This is a genomic window from Mesorhizobium sp. B2-4-15 (genome assembly GCF_006658505.1).
GTDB lineage: Bacteria > Pseudomonadota > Alphaproteobacteria > Rhizobiales > Rhizobiaceae > Mesorhizobium.
Genome location: NZ_VFUZ01000005.1, coordinates 195933 through 213502 on the forward strand (window position 1 = coordinate 195933; position 17570 = coordinate 213502).

Sequence of the window (17570 nt, forward strand, 5' to 3'; positions counted from 1 at the left end):
ATCCGCATGCAACACAAGAACGCCACCGTCCTTCGGACGGGCGTCGCCTGTGTGACGTTATTTTTTCAAGAAGGGGTAGGACATGAAGACTGAACTCGACCATCTCGCTGAACTCGCCGGCCGGGGCCGGATATCGCGTCGCGATTTCCTTGGCCGCACCGCGGCACTGGGCGTATCGGCCGCGCTGGCAACGACGCTGGCCGGGAAAGCCTTCGCACAGACGCCGGTCAAGGGCGGCATCCTCAAGGCCGGCCTGCAGGGCGGCGAATCGACCAACAGCCTCGATCCGGCGCTGAACCTCAGCCAGGTCACCTACAGTTTTTGCAAGCAGTGGGGCGAATATCTGGTTCGGCTGATGCCGGACAACAGCCTGACTCACCTGATCGCCGAGGAGATCGGCGCGTCCAAGGACGCCAAGACCTGGACGATCAAGGTGCGCGACGGCATCGAATTCCATAATGGCAAGACCGTTGCCGCCGAAGACGTCGCCGCCACGCTCGAGCGCCATGCCGACGAGAAGTCGAAGTCGGGCGCGCTCGGCGTCCTCAAGAACATCAAGGGCATCAAGGCCAGCGGCAAGGAAGTCATCGTCACGCTCGGCGACGCCGACGCCGATTTCCCCTATCTGATGGCCGACTATCACCTCGTCATCCAGCCGAATGGCGGCAAGGACAATCCCAACGCCGGCATCAGCGCCGGTCCTTACAAGGTCACGGTCAACCAACCAGGCGTGCGCCATGGCGGCGAGCGCTTCGCCAATTACTGGCGCGGCGACAAGGCGGGCCATGCCGACCAGATCGAGATCGTCGTCATCAACGACGCCACGGCCAGGCTGGCGGCGCTGCAGGGCGGCCAGGTCCACATGATCAACCGTATCGAGCCGAAAGTCGTCGACCTGGTCAAGCGCATCCCCGGCGTCAGCATCGAGAACGTGTCGGGCCGGGGCTACTACCCGTTCAACATGTTTTGCGACACGGCACCGTTCGACAACAATGATCTGAGGATGGCGCTGAAGCTCGCCATCGACCGCGACGAAATGCTGGAGAAGATCCTGCGCGGCTACGGCTCGGTCGGCAACGACTTCCCGATCAACGAGGCCTATCCGCTGTTTACCGCCATCGAACAGCGCAAGTTCGACCCGGAGAAGGCCGCGGCAGCCTACAAGAAGTCGGGCCACAGCGGCTCCATCCTGCTGCGGACCTCGGACGTCGCCTTCCCCGGCGCCGTCGATGCCGCCCAGCTCTACCAGCAGTCCTGCGCCAAGGCGGGCATCAAGATCGAGATCAAGCGCGAGCCCGGCGACGGCTACTGGTCGGAAGTCTGGAACAAGCAGCCCTTCTCGCTTTCCTACTGGGGCGGACGCCCGACGCAGGACCAGATGTATTCCACCGGCTATGTGTCGACCGCCGACTGGAACGACACGCGCTTCAAGCGGCCGGAATTCGACAAGATGCTGTTTGCGGCGCGCGGCGAACTCGACCAGGACAAGCGCAAGGCGATCTATCACGACATGGCGGTGATGATGCGCGATGAAGGCGGCCTGATCGTGCCCTTCTTCAACCAGTTCATCGACGCGGCCGCGACCAGCAAGATCAGCGGCTGGGTGAAAAACCCGATTGGCGAAATGATGGATGGCTATGCGCTTGGCGAGTGCTGGCTGAACGCCTGATATCTCCCTGAGACTGAACAGCGCCGCGTGTTCAAACGACACGCGGCGCGCTCTTTTCCGCGGACAATTGCATGGAGGAGCCCGTGGCGCTCAAATCCAAACTCTTGCTGATCGTCCTCGACGGCGTGCCGTACCGGAACTGGCGCCGGCTGATGGGCAATCTCGAAGGCTGGGTGCAGTCCGGCGAGGCGCAAGTGTGGAAAATGCGTTCCGTGCTGCCGTCGACCTCCGCCTGTTGCTACGCTTCTATCCACACCGGGGTGTCGCCGCAGGTGCACGGTATCCTGTCCAACGAGAACCGGTTCCGGGTCGAGCAGCCGGACATCTTCTGCGAAGTCAGCAAGGCCGGAGGCAAGACCGGCGCGGTCACCCACTCCTACTGGTCGGAATTCTTCCGGTCCTATCCGTTCGATCTTGTCGAGGACATGGAATATGACGAGCCCGGCGGGCCGATCACGCATGGCCGCTTCCACACAATGACCGGCTACAACGCCCGCAACCAGATGACGCCGAGCGACGTCGACCTGTTCGCGACGCTGACCATGCTGACCAAACGCCACGGCATCGACTATGGCATCCTGCACACCTGCACGCTGGACTCGATGGGCCACCGTTTCGGCCATGACTGCCACGAGATGGACCATGCCTGCTATGCCATGGACGGCATGCTGGCGGCCTTCCTGCCGGGCTGGATCGCGGCCGGCTACGAGGTCATGGTTACCGCCGATCACGGTCAAACGGATCGCGGCCATCATGGCGGCCGTGATGACGAGATGCAGGATTTCGCGCTGTATTATTTCGGCGCGGGCAAAGGGCCGGAGGCAGATGTACTGCTCGACCAGTTGCAGCTGGCGCCGACGGTGTTGAGCCGGCTGGGTGTGGCGATACCTGCAACGATGAAGGCGAAACCGTTTTTGGGGTGAGTGGGCAACCGTGAGGTTGGCGCCCCTCTCCCCGTCCCTATACGGGGTGAGGGCAGCCTAGACGTCGAATATGATCACTCCAACGCTCGTGCTGCCCCTCATCCGCCTGCCGGCACCTTCTCCCCGTGGAACGGGGAGAAGGGATACTCTGGCAACCTCCCCGCTCTTCGGTTAGCCTCCGCGAATTCCTTGGCGGAGGATGAACCTTTTTGGGCCGTTCAGCGACAGAGCAGGCAGGAGCCAGGCGGCTCGACCGGCCATGACGGCGGCGACGGAGACCGATCGCGCGCTTGTCGACCGGGTCGCGAAGGGCGACCGGGCCGCCGTGCGGCTCCTGTTCATGCGTCATCACGCGCGGGTCTACCGCTTCGTGGCGCGCCAGACGGGATCGGAAATGATGGCTGACGATATCGCGAACGAGGTGTTCCTTGAATTGTGGCGCCAGGCGCCGGGTTTCGAGGGACGTTCCGAAGTCTCGACGTGGCTGCTCGGCATCGCTCGGTTCAAGGCGCTGTCGCTGCTGCGCAAGAAGAAGGAAGACTGGATCGACGACGAGGCCGCAGCCGCAGTGCCCGACAGCGCCGACACGCCGGAAGTCGTCACCATGAAGGAAGACAAGGCCGCCGCCTTGCGGCGTTTCATCGACGCCTTGCCCGAAGAACACCGCACGGTGATCGACCTCGCCTATTATCACGGACAGTCGGTGACCGAGATCGGCGAGGTGCTCGGCATCCCGGTGGCGACCGTCAAGACCCGGATGTTCTACGCCCGCAAGAAACTCGGCGAGGCCCTCAAGGCCGCCGGTTACGACAGGGGGTGGCCATGAGCGCCGCTGAAAAGATGTCGCGCCGCGACGAAATGGAAGCGCTGCTGCCATTCTATCTGAACGGCTCTCTGGAAGGCGCGGAACTGGAAGCCGTCGAGGAATGGCTGGCCAGCGACCCCGCAGCGATGGCGGCCCTTGGCGAGGCCGAGGCCGAATTCTCGGGTACATCAGCCGCCAATGAAGCGATCCGCCCACCCGCCGACGCGCTCAGCCGCTTCGCCAAGGCGCTCGACGCAGAGGCAGGACCGGCGCGGATGCCGACCGGCTCGTCCTGGCTGGCGCAAGCCTGGGGCCGCTTCATGGCGGTACCCGTCGGCGTCGCCTGGGCGGCGGCAGCGGTCCTGCTGGCGCTGATCGTGGTGCAGTCGCTGGTGCAGCCGGGCGGCAAGGGCAAGGATTTCGAGATTGCCGGCGCCGAGGACGATCTGGCGAAGATGCCGTTCGCGCTGGTCAAGTTCAAGCCGGATGCGAAAATGTCCGACGTTTCCAGTTTCCTCGGTGGCAATGGGCTGAGGATCATCGGCGGGCCGACCGCCGACGGCGTGTTCCGGCTCGCCATTCCCGCAGCCAACACGGCCGACTACAGCAAGGAGCTCGGCCTTATTGCCGCCCAGCCTTTCATCGAGACTGTGATCGAGGGAAGGAAACCGGCTGATGGCGGCTAAGGCGGTCATTCGATTTGCGGCGATCCTGGAGCGGTTCACGGTTTCACCGAAACGTAAACCCGCTCCGTCTGCTTTCCTTTACGCAATTCCGGACGGAAAACCGCTACGCACTTTTGCTGGAATTGCTCTGGCGGCGGCGATGACAATCGCCGCCGTGCCTGCCTCGGCGCAGACCAACGGTACCAATCCCGACGGCACGAAAATCGACTGTCGCAACGGGGCCAACGCGGCCGGCGCCGATTGCGCCAAGGATGGCAATGGCGCCAAGAACAATGCCGGCGGCGCGGGTCCTGGTCAGGCGGTCTTTCTTCCCGCCCTGATCGTCGATCTGTTTCCCAACCCGGCGCCTGCGCTGGCGCCTGGGCCGGCACCACGGCCGGAACCGGCGATGCCGCCTGCCAACAACCAGGCCGGTCCGCCGCCGAGCGGCCCGATCGTGTCGCCGACCGACCTCATCGCCGTTCAGCCGCCGCGCGCCGTGGCCGGCGAATTCGTGCCCGACGAAGTGTTGGTGACGGTCGATGGCGATGGCGCCGCAGTGCAGCAGATTGCCGCCTCCTTCGGGCTTGAAGTGCGTTCGCAGCGCCAGTCGCGCCTGCTCGGCGCCACTCTGGTGCGCTTCGGCATTCCCGACGGCCGCCCCGTCGGAGTGGTGCTGGCACAGCTTGCCGCCGACGGCCGCACGCAGCGGCGCGAACCCAACCACATCTACTCGCTGCAGCAGGCGGCCGGCATCGTCAACTATGCCTTCGACCGCATCGCGCTCGATTCCAAACAGGCCAGCGGCGAGAACGTCCGTGTCGCGGTCATCGATACCGGCATCGACGACACCAATCCGGCGCTGGCCGGTGTCATCGCCGCGCAATTCGATGCCATGCCCGATGTGCCGATCGCAAAGCGCGACCATGGCACCTCGGTCGACGGGCTGATCGCCGGTGTCGGCGCGCTGGAGGGCATGGCGCCGGGCGCCAGGATCTATCATGCCCGCGCCTTCGAGGGTGGCAAATCGACCATGGACGTCATCCTGGCCGCCCTGGACTGGGCTGCCGAGCAGAATGTCAGCATCATCAATATGAGCTTCGTCGGCCCGAAGAACGACCTGCTCGGCACCGCCTGCGGCAATGCGCGGGCGCTCGGCATGGTTCTGGTCGCAGCCGCCGGCAATAATGGACCGAAAGCGCCCTATGGCTATCCGGCGGCCTTCGACGGCGTCATCGCCGTGACCGCCACCGACGCCAGGGACGCGCTGATGCCGCAGGCCAATCGCGGCGCCTACGTCTTCATCTCGGCGCCGGGCGTCGAGATGGTGGCGCCGAGCGGCGCCGGTTCTGATGTCGTCACCGGCACCTCTTTCGCGGCGGCAATCGTGACCGGCGCCATCGCCAACCTGATCCATGCCGCGCCTGACCGCTCGGCCGACGATATCGAGAAGGCGCTGGCAGCAACGGCGAAAGATCTCGGCCCCAAGGGGCGCGACAACGACTTCGGCTACGGGCTGCTGGACATCAAGGCAGCTGAGGCGGCTAAGGAATGAACGTTAACCTAAAACCGTCTAGACTGGCGCCCCGGCGACCGATCCCCTGACCACCAGGTCGACCGGCCAGACCTCGCCACGCGCGCCTTCTTCCAGCCCCGAGATCCGCGCCGCCAGCCGCTCGGCGACGCGCGCGCCGGCGAGACGGATGGAGGAGCGCGTCGTCGACAGCGGAACGGAAAAATTTTCGGGCCTCAGCCAGGGAAAGACGTCGTCATGAGCGATGAGCGACAAGTCGCCAGGGATGGTCAGGCCGAGGTCGCGCACCGCACGCACGACGCCCAGCGCCATGATCAGGCTGGAGCAGGCGATCGCGGTGGGCGCGCCATCCTGTTCGAGCAGGCGCCTGGTGGCGCGATAGCCATTCTCCTCGGTCATGACGACGGAACAGACATGGCGGTCGCCCAGGGTCAACCCGCTCGCGGCGAGCGCGCGGCGCACGCCGCGCTCGCGGTGGATGGCGAAGGTCTCGCGGTCGTCGCCATTGATCAGCGCCAACCGCCGGTGACCGAGCTGGATAAGCAGGCGCGCCGCCTCGTGGAAGGCGCCCTCATTGTCGATGTCGAGATAGGGATAGTCGAAACCGGAGTCTTCGCTGCGGCCATGGACGATGAACGGAATGCCGAGCGTGTTGACCAGCGCCACGCGCCGGTCGGCCGGCCATGGCGAGGAAATGTAGACGGCGTCGACCTGCCGGTTGGCGACGATACGCCGGTAGGTCGTCTCCTGGTCGTCGGCATCGGCCGGCGACAATACGAGGTCGAGTTCGTGCGCGCGGGCATAATCGCCGAGGCCCGAGAGAAATTCGACGAAGTGCGGATCGATGTCGACGGCCGCACCTGTCGGCAAGACGTAGCCGATCATGCCCGACTTGCCCGTCGCCAGCCGACGCGCGCTCGGATTCGGGCGATAGCCATGCCGCTTGGCCGCGTCCATGACGCGCCTGCGCGTCTCCTCGTTGACCTCTGGATAGCCGTTCAGCGCACGGCTTACCGTGGTCTGCGAGAGCGCCAGCATATGCGCGAGCTGCTTGAGGTTCACAAGAGGCCTCCTTGCCTCAAAGCGCTTTTAATTGAATCGACCCAAGCGCCGCAAGGGCGCCGCCGTGAGATGGTGACCATAAGCGCGCGAGGAGTGAATTTGAAACAAAAAGTTGCTGCTGCAGCGCCAAAAAACTATGCTGCGGCGCACTTTTCGTCTTCTGAACGCGCGAAATTAAATCGATTAGCCTGCTGACCCTCTTGACTTCCGTTCGATTCAATGGCGAGATTGAAATAGCCAAAGCGCTTTGGAAGACTCTTCGAAAGGTTGCGGTTCCCTTGCGACTGAGTCACAGTCCTGCGGCGTCGGCGGGCGGAATGGAGGTTCCGTCCGGTGTATGTGACCCACTGGGAGGGAATACCGATGAAGAAAATGCTTTTGCTGGGTGTAGCGTTTGCCACGCTTGCCCTTAACGCGCCCGCGCAGGCCGAACTGAAGTTCAAGCCAGGCGAGGATCCGCGTTTTCACTGGGCGAATTACGAAGGCCTCAAGAAAGTCGATCTCAAGGGTGAGACCCTGTCGATCTTCGGACCATGGCGTGGCGAGGACGAGACGCTTGTCCGTTCGGTACTCGATTATTTCTCGGAGGCCACCGGCGCGGAGGTCAAATATTCCTCGTCCGAGAACTATGAGCAGCAGATCGTCATCGACACCCAGGCCGGCAGCCCGCCCAACATCGCCGTCCTGCCGCAGCCGGGCCTCATCCAGGACCTCGCTTCCAAGGGCGTGCTCACCCCGCTGGGCGACGACGTGGCCGCCTGGATCAAGGAGAATTACGCCGCGGGTGACTCCTGGGCCAAGCTCGGCACCTACACAGGCAAGGACGGCAAGTCCGGCTTCTACGCCTTTCCCTACAAGATCGACGTGAAGGGGCTGGTCTGGTACTCGCCCGACAATTTCCAGGAAGCCGGCTACAAGGTGCCTAAGACGCAGGAGGAACTCGCCGACCTCGAAAAGAAGATCATCGCCGATGGCGGCAAGCCCTGGTGCATCGGGCTTGGCTCCGGCGGCGCCACCGGCTGGCCGGCGACCGACTGGGTCGAGGACATCATGCTGCGCACGCAGCCGCCGGAAGTCTACGACAAATGGGTGAAGAACGAGATCCCGTTCAACGATCCGGCTGTGGTCAGCGCCATCGACATTTTCGGCAAGATCGCCACCGACGACAAGATGGTGGATGGCGGTGCCAAGGCGGTGGCCGCGACCGACTTCCGTGACAGCCCGAAGGGCCTCTTTACCGTACCGCCGAAGTGCTACATGCACCATCAGGCGTCGTTCATCCCCTCCTTCTTCCCGGAGGGCGTAAAGCTCGGCCAGGACGCGGACTTCTTCTACTATCCGCCTTTCGCCTCAAAGCCGGAACTCGGCACGCCGCTGGAAGTGGCCGGAACGCTGGTGATGATCACCAAGGATTCCAAGGCATCGCGCGAATTCATCAAGTTCCTGCAGATGCCGCTCGCGCATGAATTGTGGATGGCGCAGAAGAGCTTCGTCACCCCCTTCAAGGCGGCCAACAAGGACGCCTATGGCAGCGAGGCGCTTAAGAAACAGGGCGAGATCCTGATCGGAGCGACGACGGTGCGGTTCGACGGCTCCGACCTCATGCCCGGCAAGATCGGCGCGGGCTCCTTCTGGACCGGCATGATCGACCTGGTCGGGGGCAAGTCCGCGCAGGACGTCGCCACCGATGTCCAGAAGAGCTGGGACGCAATCAAGTAGGCCGCTCCGACGCGACCTGAGCCTTCCACATCCTCCTGCTGGATCCGGGCTACGGCCCGGGTCCGACCGGCGCCGCACACCGGATGCCTTAGCGTTTCGATTGTTCCGAACAACTGAAAGTCGGTGCATCCGGTCGCCAGCACTGCCTGGCCGATCATGCGCAGGGAGAGGGACCCATGGCGACTCAGATCTTCTCGGCCATATTTGTCATCATCGTCGGCGTCGGCGGCTGTGTCGCCTATTTCTGGGGCGCCAACAAACTGCTCGACCTGATCTTCCCCTCGCGCGGGGTCTCCGGCACGGCTGCCGTCAACAATCTGCGCCGGCAGGGGTTGGTGCGGCCCTGGCTGTTCGTCGGCCCGGCTCTGATCATCCTGACCATCTACCTGATCTATCCGGTGATCGCGACGCTGTGGCTCTCCGTCTTCGACCGTGGCGGCACCAGTTTCGTAGGGCTCGCCAACTATGAATGGGCGTTGCGCGATCAGGATCTGCGAAACTCGATCCTGAACAACATCCTGTGGCTGGCGGTGGTGCCGGCGGCCTGCACCTTCCTTGGCCTGATCATCGCCGTGCTGACCGACAAGATCTGGTGGGGCACGATTGCCAAGAGCCTGATCTTCCTGCCGCTGGCCATCTCCTTCGTCGGCGCCAGCGTGATCTGGAAGTTCATCTACGAATATCGTGGTGAAGGCCAAATCCAGATCGGCCTGCTTAACGCCGTCATCCAGCATTTCGGCGGCCAGCCACAGGTGTGGATATCGCTGCCCTTCTGGAACAATTTCTTCCTGATGATCATCCTGATCTGGATCCAGACCGGCTTCGCCATGGTTATCCTGTCCTCGGCGCTGCGCGGCATTCCGGAAGAAACGCTGGAGGCCGCGGTCATCGACGGCGCCAACCCGTTCCAGATCTTCTGGAAGATCATGGTGCCGCAGATCTGGGGCACCATCGCGGTGGTGTGGACCACAATCACCATCCTGGTGCTGAAAGTGTTCGACATCGTGCTGACCATGACCAACGGCCAATGGAACAGCCAGGTGCTGGCCAATCTGATGTTCGACTGGATGTTCCGCGGCGGCGGCGATTTCGGCCGCGGTGCCACGATCGCCATCATCATCATGATCGCGGTCATTCCGATCATGATCTGGAACATCCGTCAGGCCAACAAAGAGACGGGAGGGCACTGAGATGGCCGTCACCACCGGAAAGCCCTTTGTCGGCCGTTTCGGCGTCCACATCGCGGTGCTGGTCTTCGTCGTGATCTGGACCATCCCCACGCTCGGCATCCTCGTCTCGTCGCTGCGCGACAAGGATCAGATCGTCGCTTCGGGCTGGTGGAATTCCTTTGCCAGTTCGAGCCAGACCGAGGCCGGACGATTGCCGGCCGCCTCGACGCAGACCCAGAAGGACGGCAAATACGTCATCGAAGGCAACATCTTCGGCGATGGCGCCAAGCGCGCGATCAGCGCCTTCGGTGTCAAGGCCGCCGCGCCGACACAGTATCCGGCCGGCACGCCAGCGGACCTCGGCGACGGCGTGACCCTGCAGGTCAACGCCGACGGCAGTTTCGTGCTTGCCTCGCCCAAGGCGTTCGAAGGCGATCGCGGCCAGCGCATCTATTTCGCCTCCTCGGCGCCACCGAAATTCACCACCGACAACTATCAGACCGTGCTGTTCTCGGAAGGCATCGGCCGCTCCTTCATGAACTCGCTGACGGTCACCATCCCGGCGACGGTTATCCCGATCCTGATCGCGGCTTTCGCGGCCTATGCGCTGGCGTGGATGCGCTTTCCCGGCCGCGCGCTTTTGATCGCGGTCATCATTGGCCTGCTAGTAGTCCCCCTGCAGATGTCGCTCATTCCACTGCTCAGGCTCTACAACGGCGTCGGCACTTTCTTCGGCGTACCGTCTAAGACCTATCTCGGCATCTGGCTGGCGCACACCGGCTTCGGCCTGCCCTTCGCCATCTACCTGTTGCGCAGCTACATTGCCGGCCTGCCGCGTGAGATCATGGAATCGGCGCGCATCGACGGCGCCAGCGACTTCGAGATCTTCGTCAAGATCGTGCTGCCGCTGTCTTTCCCGGTGCTTGCCTCGTTCGCCATCTTCCAATTCCTGTGGGTATGGAACGATCTCTTGGTGGCGATGGTTTTCCTCGGTACGGCGCCCGACCAGATCGTGCTGACGGCCAAGCTCAATGCGCTGCTCGGCTCACGCGGCGGCAATTGGGAGATCCTGACGACATCAGCCTTCATCACCATCATCGTGCCGCTGATCGTCTTCTTCTCCTTGCAGCGCTATTTCGTCCGCGGGCTGCTGGCCGGCTCGGTGAAAGGAGGTTGAGACAATGCAATCGGCTTTGAAGGCGACTTCGAGACCAGATCCCGCCATCGACCGTGACTGGTGGCGTGGCGCGGTCATCTACCAGATCTATCCGCGCTCCTATCAGGACTCCGACGGCGACGGCATCGGCGACCTGAAAGGCATAGTGCGGCGCCTTCCCTACATCGCCGCGCTTGGCGCGGACGCCATATGGATTTCGCCCTTCTTCAAATCGCCGATGAAGGATTTCGGCTACGACGTGTCGGACTATTGCGACGTCGACCCGATGTTCGGCACGCTTGCCGATTTCGATGCGCTGGTTGCGGAAGCGCACCGGCTGGGGCTCAAGGTGATGATCGACGAGGTGCTGTCGCACACCGCCGACATCCACCCGTGGTTCAAGGAGAGCCGGTCGAGCCGCACCAACTCCAAGGCGGACTGGTATGTCTGGGCGGACGCCAGACCCGACGGCACGCCACCCAACAACTGGCTGTCGATCTTCGGCGGATCGGCCTGGCAGTGGGACACCAGCCGCCAGCAATACTACCTGCACAACTTCCTCGCCGAGCAGCCGGATCTCAACTTCCACAACCATGAGGTCCAGGACGCGCTGCTCGACGTCACCCGCTTCTGGCTGGAGCGCGGCGTCGACGGCTTCCGTCTCGACACCATCAATTTCTATTTCCACAGCCAGGGGCTGGAGAACAATCCGCCGCTGCCGCCCGAGGAGCGAAACGACCAGACCGCGCCGGCGGTCAATCCCTACAATTACCAGGACCATATCTACGACAAGAGCCGTCCGGAAAACCTCGGTTTCCTCGAGCGCTTCCGCGCCTTGCTCGACGAATATCCGGCAACCGCCGCTGTCGGCGAAGTCGGCGATTCGCAGCGCGGGCTGGAAGTGGTCGCGGCCTACACCGCTGGCGGCAAGCGCGTGCACATGTGCTATTCCTTCGACTTCCTGGCGCCTGAAAAGATCAGCGCCGCCAAGGTCCGCTCGGTACTGGAAGCCTTCGGCAAGGTCGCCAGCGACGGCTGGTCGTGCTGGGCGTTTTCCAACCATGACGTGATGCGCCCGGCCTCGCGCTGGGCCGCCAATGAGGCTGACCCGATCGCCTATCTCAAGGTCATTTCGGCATTGCTGATGTCGCTGCGCGGCTCGGTCTGCATCTACCAGGGCGAAGAGCTGGGGCTCGGCGAGGCCGATCTGCGCTTCGAGGATCTGCAGGATCCCTATGGCATCCGCTTCTGGCCGGAATTCAAGGGTCGCGACGGCTGCCGCACGCCCATGGTGTGGGACGGCAGCGCCAAGAACGGCGGATTCTCCCAGGCAAAGCCCTGGCTGCCGGTGCCGGCCAAGCATCTGTCGCAGGCGGTCAATGTGCAGCAGGGCGACGACACGTCACTGCTCGAGCACTACCGGCGCTTTCTCGCCTTCCGTCGTGCCCATCCGGCGCTGGCCAAGGGCGATATCAATTTCATCGAAAGCCAGGGCGACACCATCGCCTTCACGCGCCGGGCCGGCAATGAGCAGATCGTCTGTGTCTTCAATCTGAGCGCCAAGCCGGCCGAGGTTGACCTTGGCGGCGGATCGCTGCAACCTTTGCCGGGACACGGATTTTCCGGGAAGGCGGACACAGGCACCATCCGCCTCGGCGGCTACGGCGCCTGGTTCGGGCGCACAGACTGAATTTCAAATCACTGGGAGAAAATCATGGCCGATGTCACGCTGAGACAGGTGAAGAAGTCCTACGGCAATCTCAACATTCTCCACGGCATCGACCTCGACATAAAATCGGGCGAATTCATCGTCTTCGTCGGCCCGTCGGGCTGCGGCAAGTCGACCTTGCTGCGTTCCATCGCCGGGCTGGAGGAGATCACCTCGGGTGAGCTCAAGATCGACGGCGAGGTGGTGAACGACGTGCCGCCGTCGAAGCGGGGCATCGCCATGGTGTTCCAGTCCTACGCGCTCTATCCGCACATGACCGTCTACGACAACATGGCGTTCTCGATGAAGATCGGCAAGGAAAGCAAGGCCGAGATCGACAAGCGCGTGCGCCAGGCTGCGGAAATCCTGCAGCTGACCAAATATCTCGACCGTCTGCCCAAGGCGATGTCGGGCGGTCAGCGTCAGCGCGTCGCCATCGGCCGCGCCATCGTGCGCAATCCGAAAGTGTTCCTGTTCGACGAGCCGCTGTCGAACCTTGACGCGGCGCTGCGTGTCGCCACGCGTATCGAGATCGCCAAGCTCAAGGAATCGATGCCCAAGACGACCATGATCTACGTCACCCACGACCAGGTCGAGGCGATGACGCTGGCCGACCGTATCGTGGTGCTGAAGGAGGGCCATATCGAGCAGGTCGGAACGCCGATGGAACTCTACAAGAGGCCCGGCAATCTGTTCGTCGCCCAGTTCATCGGCTCGCCGGCCATGAACATCCTGCCGGCGACCGTCGACAGGACCGGCAGCCCGACCGTCATCAGCCATGTCGGCGGCCGCAAGGCGACAGTGCCGATCGCAACGCCGGCATCTGCGAAGGGAGCGGCGGTAAGCTTCGGCGTACGGCCGGAAGATCTCGCGATCGCCAGCGGCACGGACTATCTGTTCGAGGGGACAGTCGATTATGTCGAACAGCTCGGCGAGGTCCAGCTGGTCTATGTCGACATCGGCAGGGCCGACCTGCCGCTGGTGACCAAGCTGCCTGGCAATGTCGAGGTCAAGCGCGGCTCGACGCTGCGGCTGACCGCCGATGCCGGCGACCTTCATATCTTCGACGCGGACGGCCGCTCCTTCGCGCTTCACGAGATAGAGGCAAAGGCGGCCTGAAACAGGTTCTGGTGATGAAAAAGAGCCGCGGGCATCGGTCTGCGGCTCTTTTTGTATTCCACATCAGCTATTAACGGCCGAAGAGGTTCCGGTCGCTGCCCTGTGGGGTGGACTTCTGGACGTCACCCGACGAATTGAGCAGTTTGTAGACAGGCGACTCTTCGTTGCGGATCGAGCCGGTATGCGAAGCGTCTACGTTGGCGGTCGTCGTCTGCTTGTTGATGTCGGTGCCGCCGACATTGTCGTTGGCCGCATAGGCGCTGCCGGCGGCAATCAGAAGAGCGGCGGCGGTAAGAACAATCTTTTTCATTTCGGGTACTCCGGTATATTCCAACTCAGGCGGCGGGCTTGCCGCCGCCTGATGTCGGAAAGTTAGTTGTTGCCGAACAGGTTGCGGTCAGCACCGTGCGTGGGCGTCTGAGCCGCCGGTTCGGACTTCTTGATCGAAGCGGTATATGAGGTGTCGGTGGACGTGGCGGCCGGCTGGCTGGCGCCATTCGAGCCATAATTGTCACTGCCGGCGAAAGCGCTGCCGGAAATGGCCAGAATGGCGACGGCAGCAAGAGCGATCTTCTTCATTTCAAGTCTCCTGAATTCTTCGAGTGTCGCCAGGACGGCGAGTCAAAACCCGCCGCCTGCTGGAGATCGACTGTTAGTTGTTACCGAACAGGTTGCGGTCAGAACCGTGGATGGGCGTCTGGGCAGCCGGTTCCGACTTCTTGACCGAAGCGGTGTAGGAGCTGTCGACAGCGGTGGCCGCGGGGGCCTTCGAACCATAGTTGTCGCTACCAGCGAAGGCGCTGCCGGAAATGGCCAGAAAGGCGGCGGCAGTGAGGACAATCTTTTTCATTTTTTGGTACTCCAGTATTTTTCCGTCCGTCTAGCGGCGTGTCTTGGGATTAAATCGCGTCGTTCGGACGACCCCGATGTGGGAGAGCCAGCTAGCCGTTTCCAATCACGAAGATGTTCAACGTGGACCATGAATCCACCACTTGAAATTGTACCAAGATCCCCCACATAAGATTTTTTTCCATGCAATATCAAAGTGTTAATTAAAATCGGCGCCGCCATCACCGACTGTATCGGAGGCTCAGCGTTCACACCGTCCTGCACGCACAGTCAACAGAAACGAACCGTTCGGTTCGATTTTAGAATCTGCTAATAGTCACTTTTCGAAACCGTAACCCTTTTTTGCTCCCAATCGGGGCCGACTCCCGGCGCCCGGCGCGCCGTCACCGCCATGATTCTCGCTGTCGCTGTTCGCGACCAGCTCGTTGCGCATGCGTGTCGCGCCACATGGATGCGATGTCGCTTTCATGCCGATGTCGCAAGCGCTGTCGTGGTTAGATCATGTCATCTCAGGTGCCGCTTCGTGACGACGGGGCGGAGAATTGGGAAGCCGGTCAAAGTCCGGCGCTGCCCCCGCAACGGTGGTGGAGTTCAAGTCGCAACGGGAGACCACTGGGCGAAAGCCTGGGAAGGTGTCGCGACAGTCCGCAAGGACACTCCAGAGCCCGGAAACCAGCCCGAGATATTTGAACTCGACTGATCGCGGCGGGCGGTCAAGGGGCGGATAGTGCATGTCCGGCGCTTTTACCGGCCTGCGTCCCATCCTTCCTCTCTTCCCCTCCGGTTCAGTCCTTGAATGCGAGGACAGGACATGGATGTGCGCATCGATATGCTGAGGCTCTTGAACAGCCGCAGAGAGGGCTTTTCGCTGGAACAGCCCTTCTACACCGACCCGGACTACTTCAAGCTCGACATGGAGCTGATCTGGTATCGCGACTGGCTGTTCATCGGCCATGATTGCGAATTGCCGAAGCCGGGAAGCTTCATCACCGTGCAGATCGGCGACTATCCGGTCGTGCTGGTGCGCGACCAGCAGGGCAAGATCAATGCCTTCCACAACTCCTGCCGCCATCGCGGCAGCCGCGTCTGCAACACCGACAAGGGCTTGGCCGCCAAACTGGTCTGCCCCTATCACCAGTGGACCTACGAGCTCGACGGCCGCCTGCTGTTCGCCCGCCAGATGGCCGACGGCTTCGACAAAAGCCAGTTCGGCCTGAAGCCGGTCGCCTGCGAGAGCGTGGCCGGCTACATCTTCATCTGCCTGGCCAAGGAGCCCGCCGACTTCGCACCGATGCGGGCGATGATCGAACCCTATCTCAAGCCGCACCGGCTGAGCGAAGCAAGGATCGCCTTCGAGAGCACCATCATCGAGAAGGGCAACTGGAAGCTGGTCTGGGAAAACAACCGCGAGTGCTACCATTGCGCCGGCAACCATCCGGAGCTTTGCAAGACCTTCCCGGAGGCGCCGACCGTGACCGGTGTACAGGGCGCCGACAGCGATCCGGAAATGCTGGCGCACTGGGCGAAATGCGAGGCGGCGGGCCTGGCGAGCAAGTTCCGTATCGACCCGGCCGGGCAATATCGCGCCACCCGCGCGCCGCTGCTGCGCGATGCGGTCAGCTACACGATGAACGGCAAGCGGGCGGTGAAGAAGAACCTCTCCGATAGCGTCTCGGCCGACCGCATCGGCACCCTGATGCACTATCACTATCCGACGACCTGGAACCATATCCTGATCGACCATGCCGTCACCTTCCGCGTGCTGCCGATCAGTGCCACGGAAACCGCGGTGACGACGAAATGGCTGGTACATAAGGATGCGGTCGAGGGCGTCGATTACGATCTCGCCGAACTCATCCATGTGTGGACCGAGACCAACGATCAGGATCGCCGTATCGTCGAGGAAAACGCCTTCGGCATTCTGTCGCCGGCCTACGAACCAGGCCCGTATTCGGAGCTGCATGAGGGCGGCGTGATCCAGTTCGTCGACTGGTATGCGCGCTTCATTGGTCCGCGCCTCGCCGAGGATGGTCGACCAGCGCTCCGCAGTGTCGCCTGAGAGGCCAAGGGATGAACGCGATGACTGATCTTGGCCTTTACCGCCATCTCGACCAGATGGCGCCATGGAACGACAGGCTCCAGGTGCTGGAAGTGACCGGCGTCAGCGACGAGTCTCCCGACGTCAAGACCTTCACCTTCCGCTCCGACAACCAGACCTGGTTCCGCTACAAGCCGGGCCAGTTCGTGACGCTGGAACTGCCGACAGCCGACGGGCCGCTGATGCGCACCTATACATTGTCATCGTCGCCATCGAGGCCGTTCTCGATCGCCGTGACGGTGAAGGCGCAAGCCGGCAGCATCGGTACGCGCTGGATGTTCGACAATCTGAGGCCCGGATCGCACGTCAAGGCCTATGGGCCGGCCGGCGATTTCTCGCTGCACAGCCATCCGGCGGCAAAATATCTGTTCATCTCGGCCGGCTCGGGCGTGACGCCGATGATGTCGATGCTGCGCTGGCTGAACGACTGCGCGCCATGGACCGATGTCGGCTTCGTCAACTGCGCGCGGCGCCCCGAAGAGATCATCTTCCGCAAGGAACTCGAACTGCTCGGCGGCCATATGCCCGGCCTGTCGCTCGGCTTCATGATCGAGGAGCGCTCAAGCCGTGAGGGCTGGTACGGCCATATGGGCCGTATCGATGCCATAAGGCTGCCGCTGCTGGCGCCCGATTTCCGCGAACGCGAGATATTCTGCTGCGGTCCCGACCCTTTCATGCGGGCCGTGCGCGGCATGCTGGAAGCCGCCGGCTTCGACATGACGAAATACCACCAGGAGAGCTTCGCCGCGCCGGTGGTGGAGGAAATCCCGGCGCCGTTCGCGTCGCCCGCACAGGACGGCGCCCCTGTTCCCGTCGACGCCGCGACAGCGATCCGCTTCGCGCTTTCGGACGTCGATGCCGAATGTGTCGCCGGCCAGACCGTGCTGCAGACGGCGCGCGCCTCGGGCGTGCGGATACCCGCGGCCTGCGAATTCGGCCTGTGTGGAACCTGCAAGGTCAAGAAAGTCTCCGGCGATGTCGAGATGAGCCACAATGGCGGCATCCTCGATCATGAGATCGATGACGGCTTCATCCTGGCCTGTTGCTCCAAGCCGCTGTCGGCGTTGGAAATCGAGGCGTAATCGGTTCAAGGC

At 62.8% G+C, this 17570-nt stretch carries 16 protein-coding genes and 1 riboswitch; of the genes, 12 read left to right on the top strand and 4 right to left on the bottom strand.

The window, feature by feature from the left end; genetic code table 11:
• Positions 1-82: 82 nt before the first annotated feature.
• The 5 genes from FJ930_RS08700 (at position 83) to FJ930_RS08720 (ending at position 5617) form a co-directional block, all read left to right on the top strand.
• Positions 83-1669, top strand: coding sequence for an ABC transporter substrate-binding protein (locus FJ930_RS08700; RefSeq protein ID WP_141836810.1), 1587 nt, complete (start codon positions 83-85; stop codon positions 1667-1669).
• Positions 1670-1752: 83 nt separating this feature from the next.
• Positions 1753-2592, top strand: a complete 840-nt coding sequence (locus tag FJ930_RS08705) for an alkaline phosphatase family protein (RefSeq protein WP_141836812.1) — start codon at positions 1753-1755, stop codon at positions 2590-2592.
• Between the two features lie 259 nt (positions 2593-2851).
• Positions 2852-3418, top strand: a complete 567-nt coding sequence (locus FJ930_RS08710) for a sigma-70 family RNA polymerase sigma factor (protein WP_095201022.1) — start codon at positions 2852-2854, stop codon at positions 3416-3418.
• On the top strand, positions 3415-4083 hold the full coding sequence (locus tag FJ930_RS08715; protein WP_141836815.1) for an anti-sigma factor: 669 nt from the start codon (positions 3415-3417) through the stop codon (positions 4081-4083). The genes FJ930_RS08710 and FJ930_RS08715 overlap by 4 nt, the downstream gene beginning before the upstream one ends.
• 139 nt (positions 4084-4222) lie before the next feature.
• A complete protein-coding gene (locus FJ930_RS08720) occupies positions 4223-5617 on the top strand; it encodes a S8 family serine peptidase (protein ID WP_141836817.1) in 1395 nt (464 codons plus the stop codon).
• Positions 5618-5635: 18 nt separating this feature from the next.
• On the opposite strand, the gene FJ930_RS08725 is transcribed toward FJ930_RS08720, so the two are convergent.
• Positions 5636-6658 (bottom strand): substrate-binding domain-containing protein, encoded by a 1023-nt coding sequence (locus FJ930_RS08725; protein ID WP_141836819.1) that lies wholly within the window; start codon positions 6656-6658, stop codon positions 5636-5638.
• 363 nt (positions 6659-7021) lie between these two features.
• Between FJ930_RS08725 and FJ930_RS08730 the strand changes: the two genes are divergently transcribed.
• From FJ930_RS08730 to ugpC, 5 genes are all read left to right on the top strand, one after another.
• The gene (locus FJ930_RS08730) at positions 7022-8377 is read left to right on the top strand and encodes an ABC transporter substrate-binding protein (protein WP_141836821.1); all 1356 of its coding nucleotides are present in this window, start codon (positions 7022-7024) and stop codon (positions 8375-8377) included.
• A 176-nt stretch (positions 8378-8553) separates the two neighbouring features.
• Complete coding sequence (locus tag FJ930_RS08735; RefSeq protein WP_141836823.1) at positions 8554-9567, top strand: sugar ABC transporter permease; 1014 nt, start codon at positions 8554-8556, stop codon at positions 9565-9567.
• Position 9568: 1 nt separating this feature from the next.
• Positions 9569-10723: a carbohydrate ABC transporter permease gene (locus FJ930_RS08740; protein ID WP_141836825.1), complete on the top strand. Its 1155-nt coding sequence runs from the start codon at positions 9569-9571 to the stop codon at positions 10721-10723.
• A 4-nt stretch (positions 10724-10727) separates the two neighbouring features.
• On the top strand, positions 10728-12392 hold the full coding sequence (locus FJ930_RS08745) for an alpha-glucosidase family protein (protein WP_141836827.1): 1665 nt from the start codon (positions 10728-10730) through the stop codon (positions 12390-12392).
• A gap of 24 nt (positions 12393-12416) precedes the next feature.
• Positions 12417-13529, top strand: coding sequence for a sn-glycerol-3-phosphate ABC transporter ATP-binding protein UgpC (gene ugpC, locus FJ930_RS08750; RefSeq protein WP_141836829.1), 1113 nt, complete (start codon positions 12417-12419; stop codon positions 13527-13529).
• A 70-nt stretch (positions 13530-13599) separates the two neighbouring features.
• On the opposite strand, the gene FJ930_RS08755 is transcribed toward ugpC, so the two are convergent.
• The 3 genes from FJ930_RS08755 to FJ930_RS08765 all read right to left on the bottom strand — a co-directional run bounded on the left by FJ930_RS08755 (position 13600) and on the right by FJ930_RS08765 (position 14379).
• Positions 13600-13839 carry a DUF680 domain-containing protein gene (locus tag FJ930_RS08755; protein ID WP_141836831.1) on the bottom strand — a complete coding sequence of 80 codons (240 nt, stop codon included), beginning with the start codon at positions 13837-13839 and terminating at the stop codon, positions 13600-13602.
• Between the two features lie 62 nt (positions 13840-13901).
• Entirely contained in the window at positions 13902-14108 is a 207-nt protein-coding gene (locus FJ930_RS08760) for a DUF680 domain-containing protein (RefSeq protein WP_140744331.1), read from the bottom strand.
• Between the two features lie 73 nt (positions 14109-14181).
• Positions 14182-14379 (bottom strand): DUF680 domain-containing protein, encoded by a 198-nt coding sequence (locus FJ930_RS08765; protein WP_140744330.1) that lies wholly within the window; start codon positions 14377-14379, stop codon positions 14182-14184.
• Between the two features lie 493 nt (positions 14380-14872).
• Positions 14873-15074, top strand: a riboswitch (cobalamin riboswitch).
• A gap of 115 nt (positions 15075-15189) precedes the next feature.
• Here FJ930_RS08765 and FJ930_RS08770 point away from each other — a divergent pair.
• Positions 15190-16437 carry an aromatic ring-hydroxylating dioxygenase subunit alpha gene (locus FJ930_RS08770; protein WP_140744329.1) on the top strand — a complete coding sequence of 416 codons (1248 nt, stop codon included), beginning with the start codon at positions 15190-15192 and terminating at the stop codon, positions 16435-16437.
• A 20-nt stretch (positions 16438-16457) separates the two neighbouring features.
• Positions 16458-17558 carry a hybrid-cluster NAD(P)-dependent oxidoreductase gene (locus tag FJ930_RS08775; RefSeq protein ID WP_141836833.1) on the top strand — a complete coding sequence of 367 codons (1101 nt, stop codon included), beginning with the start codon at positions 16458-16460 and terminating at the stop codon, positions 17556-17558.
• Positions 17559-17570: the final 12 nt, after the last annotated feature.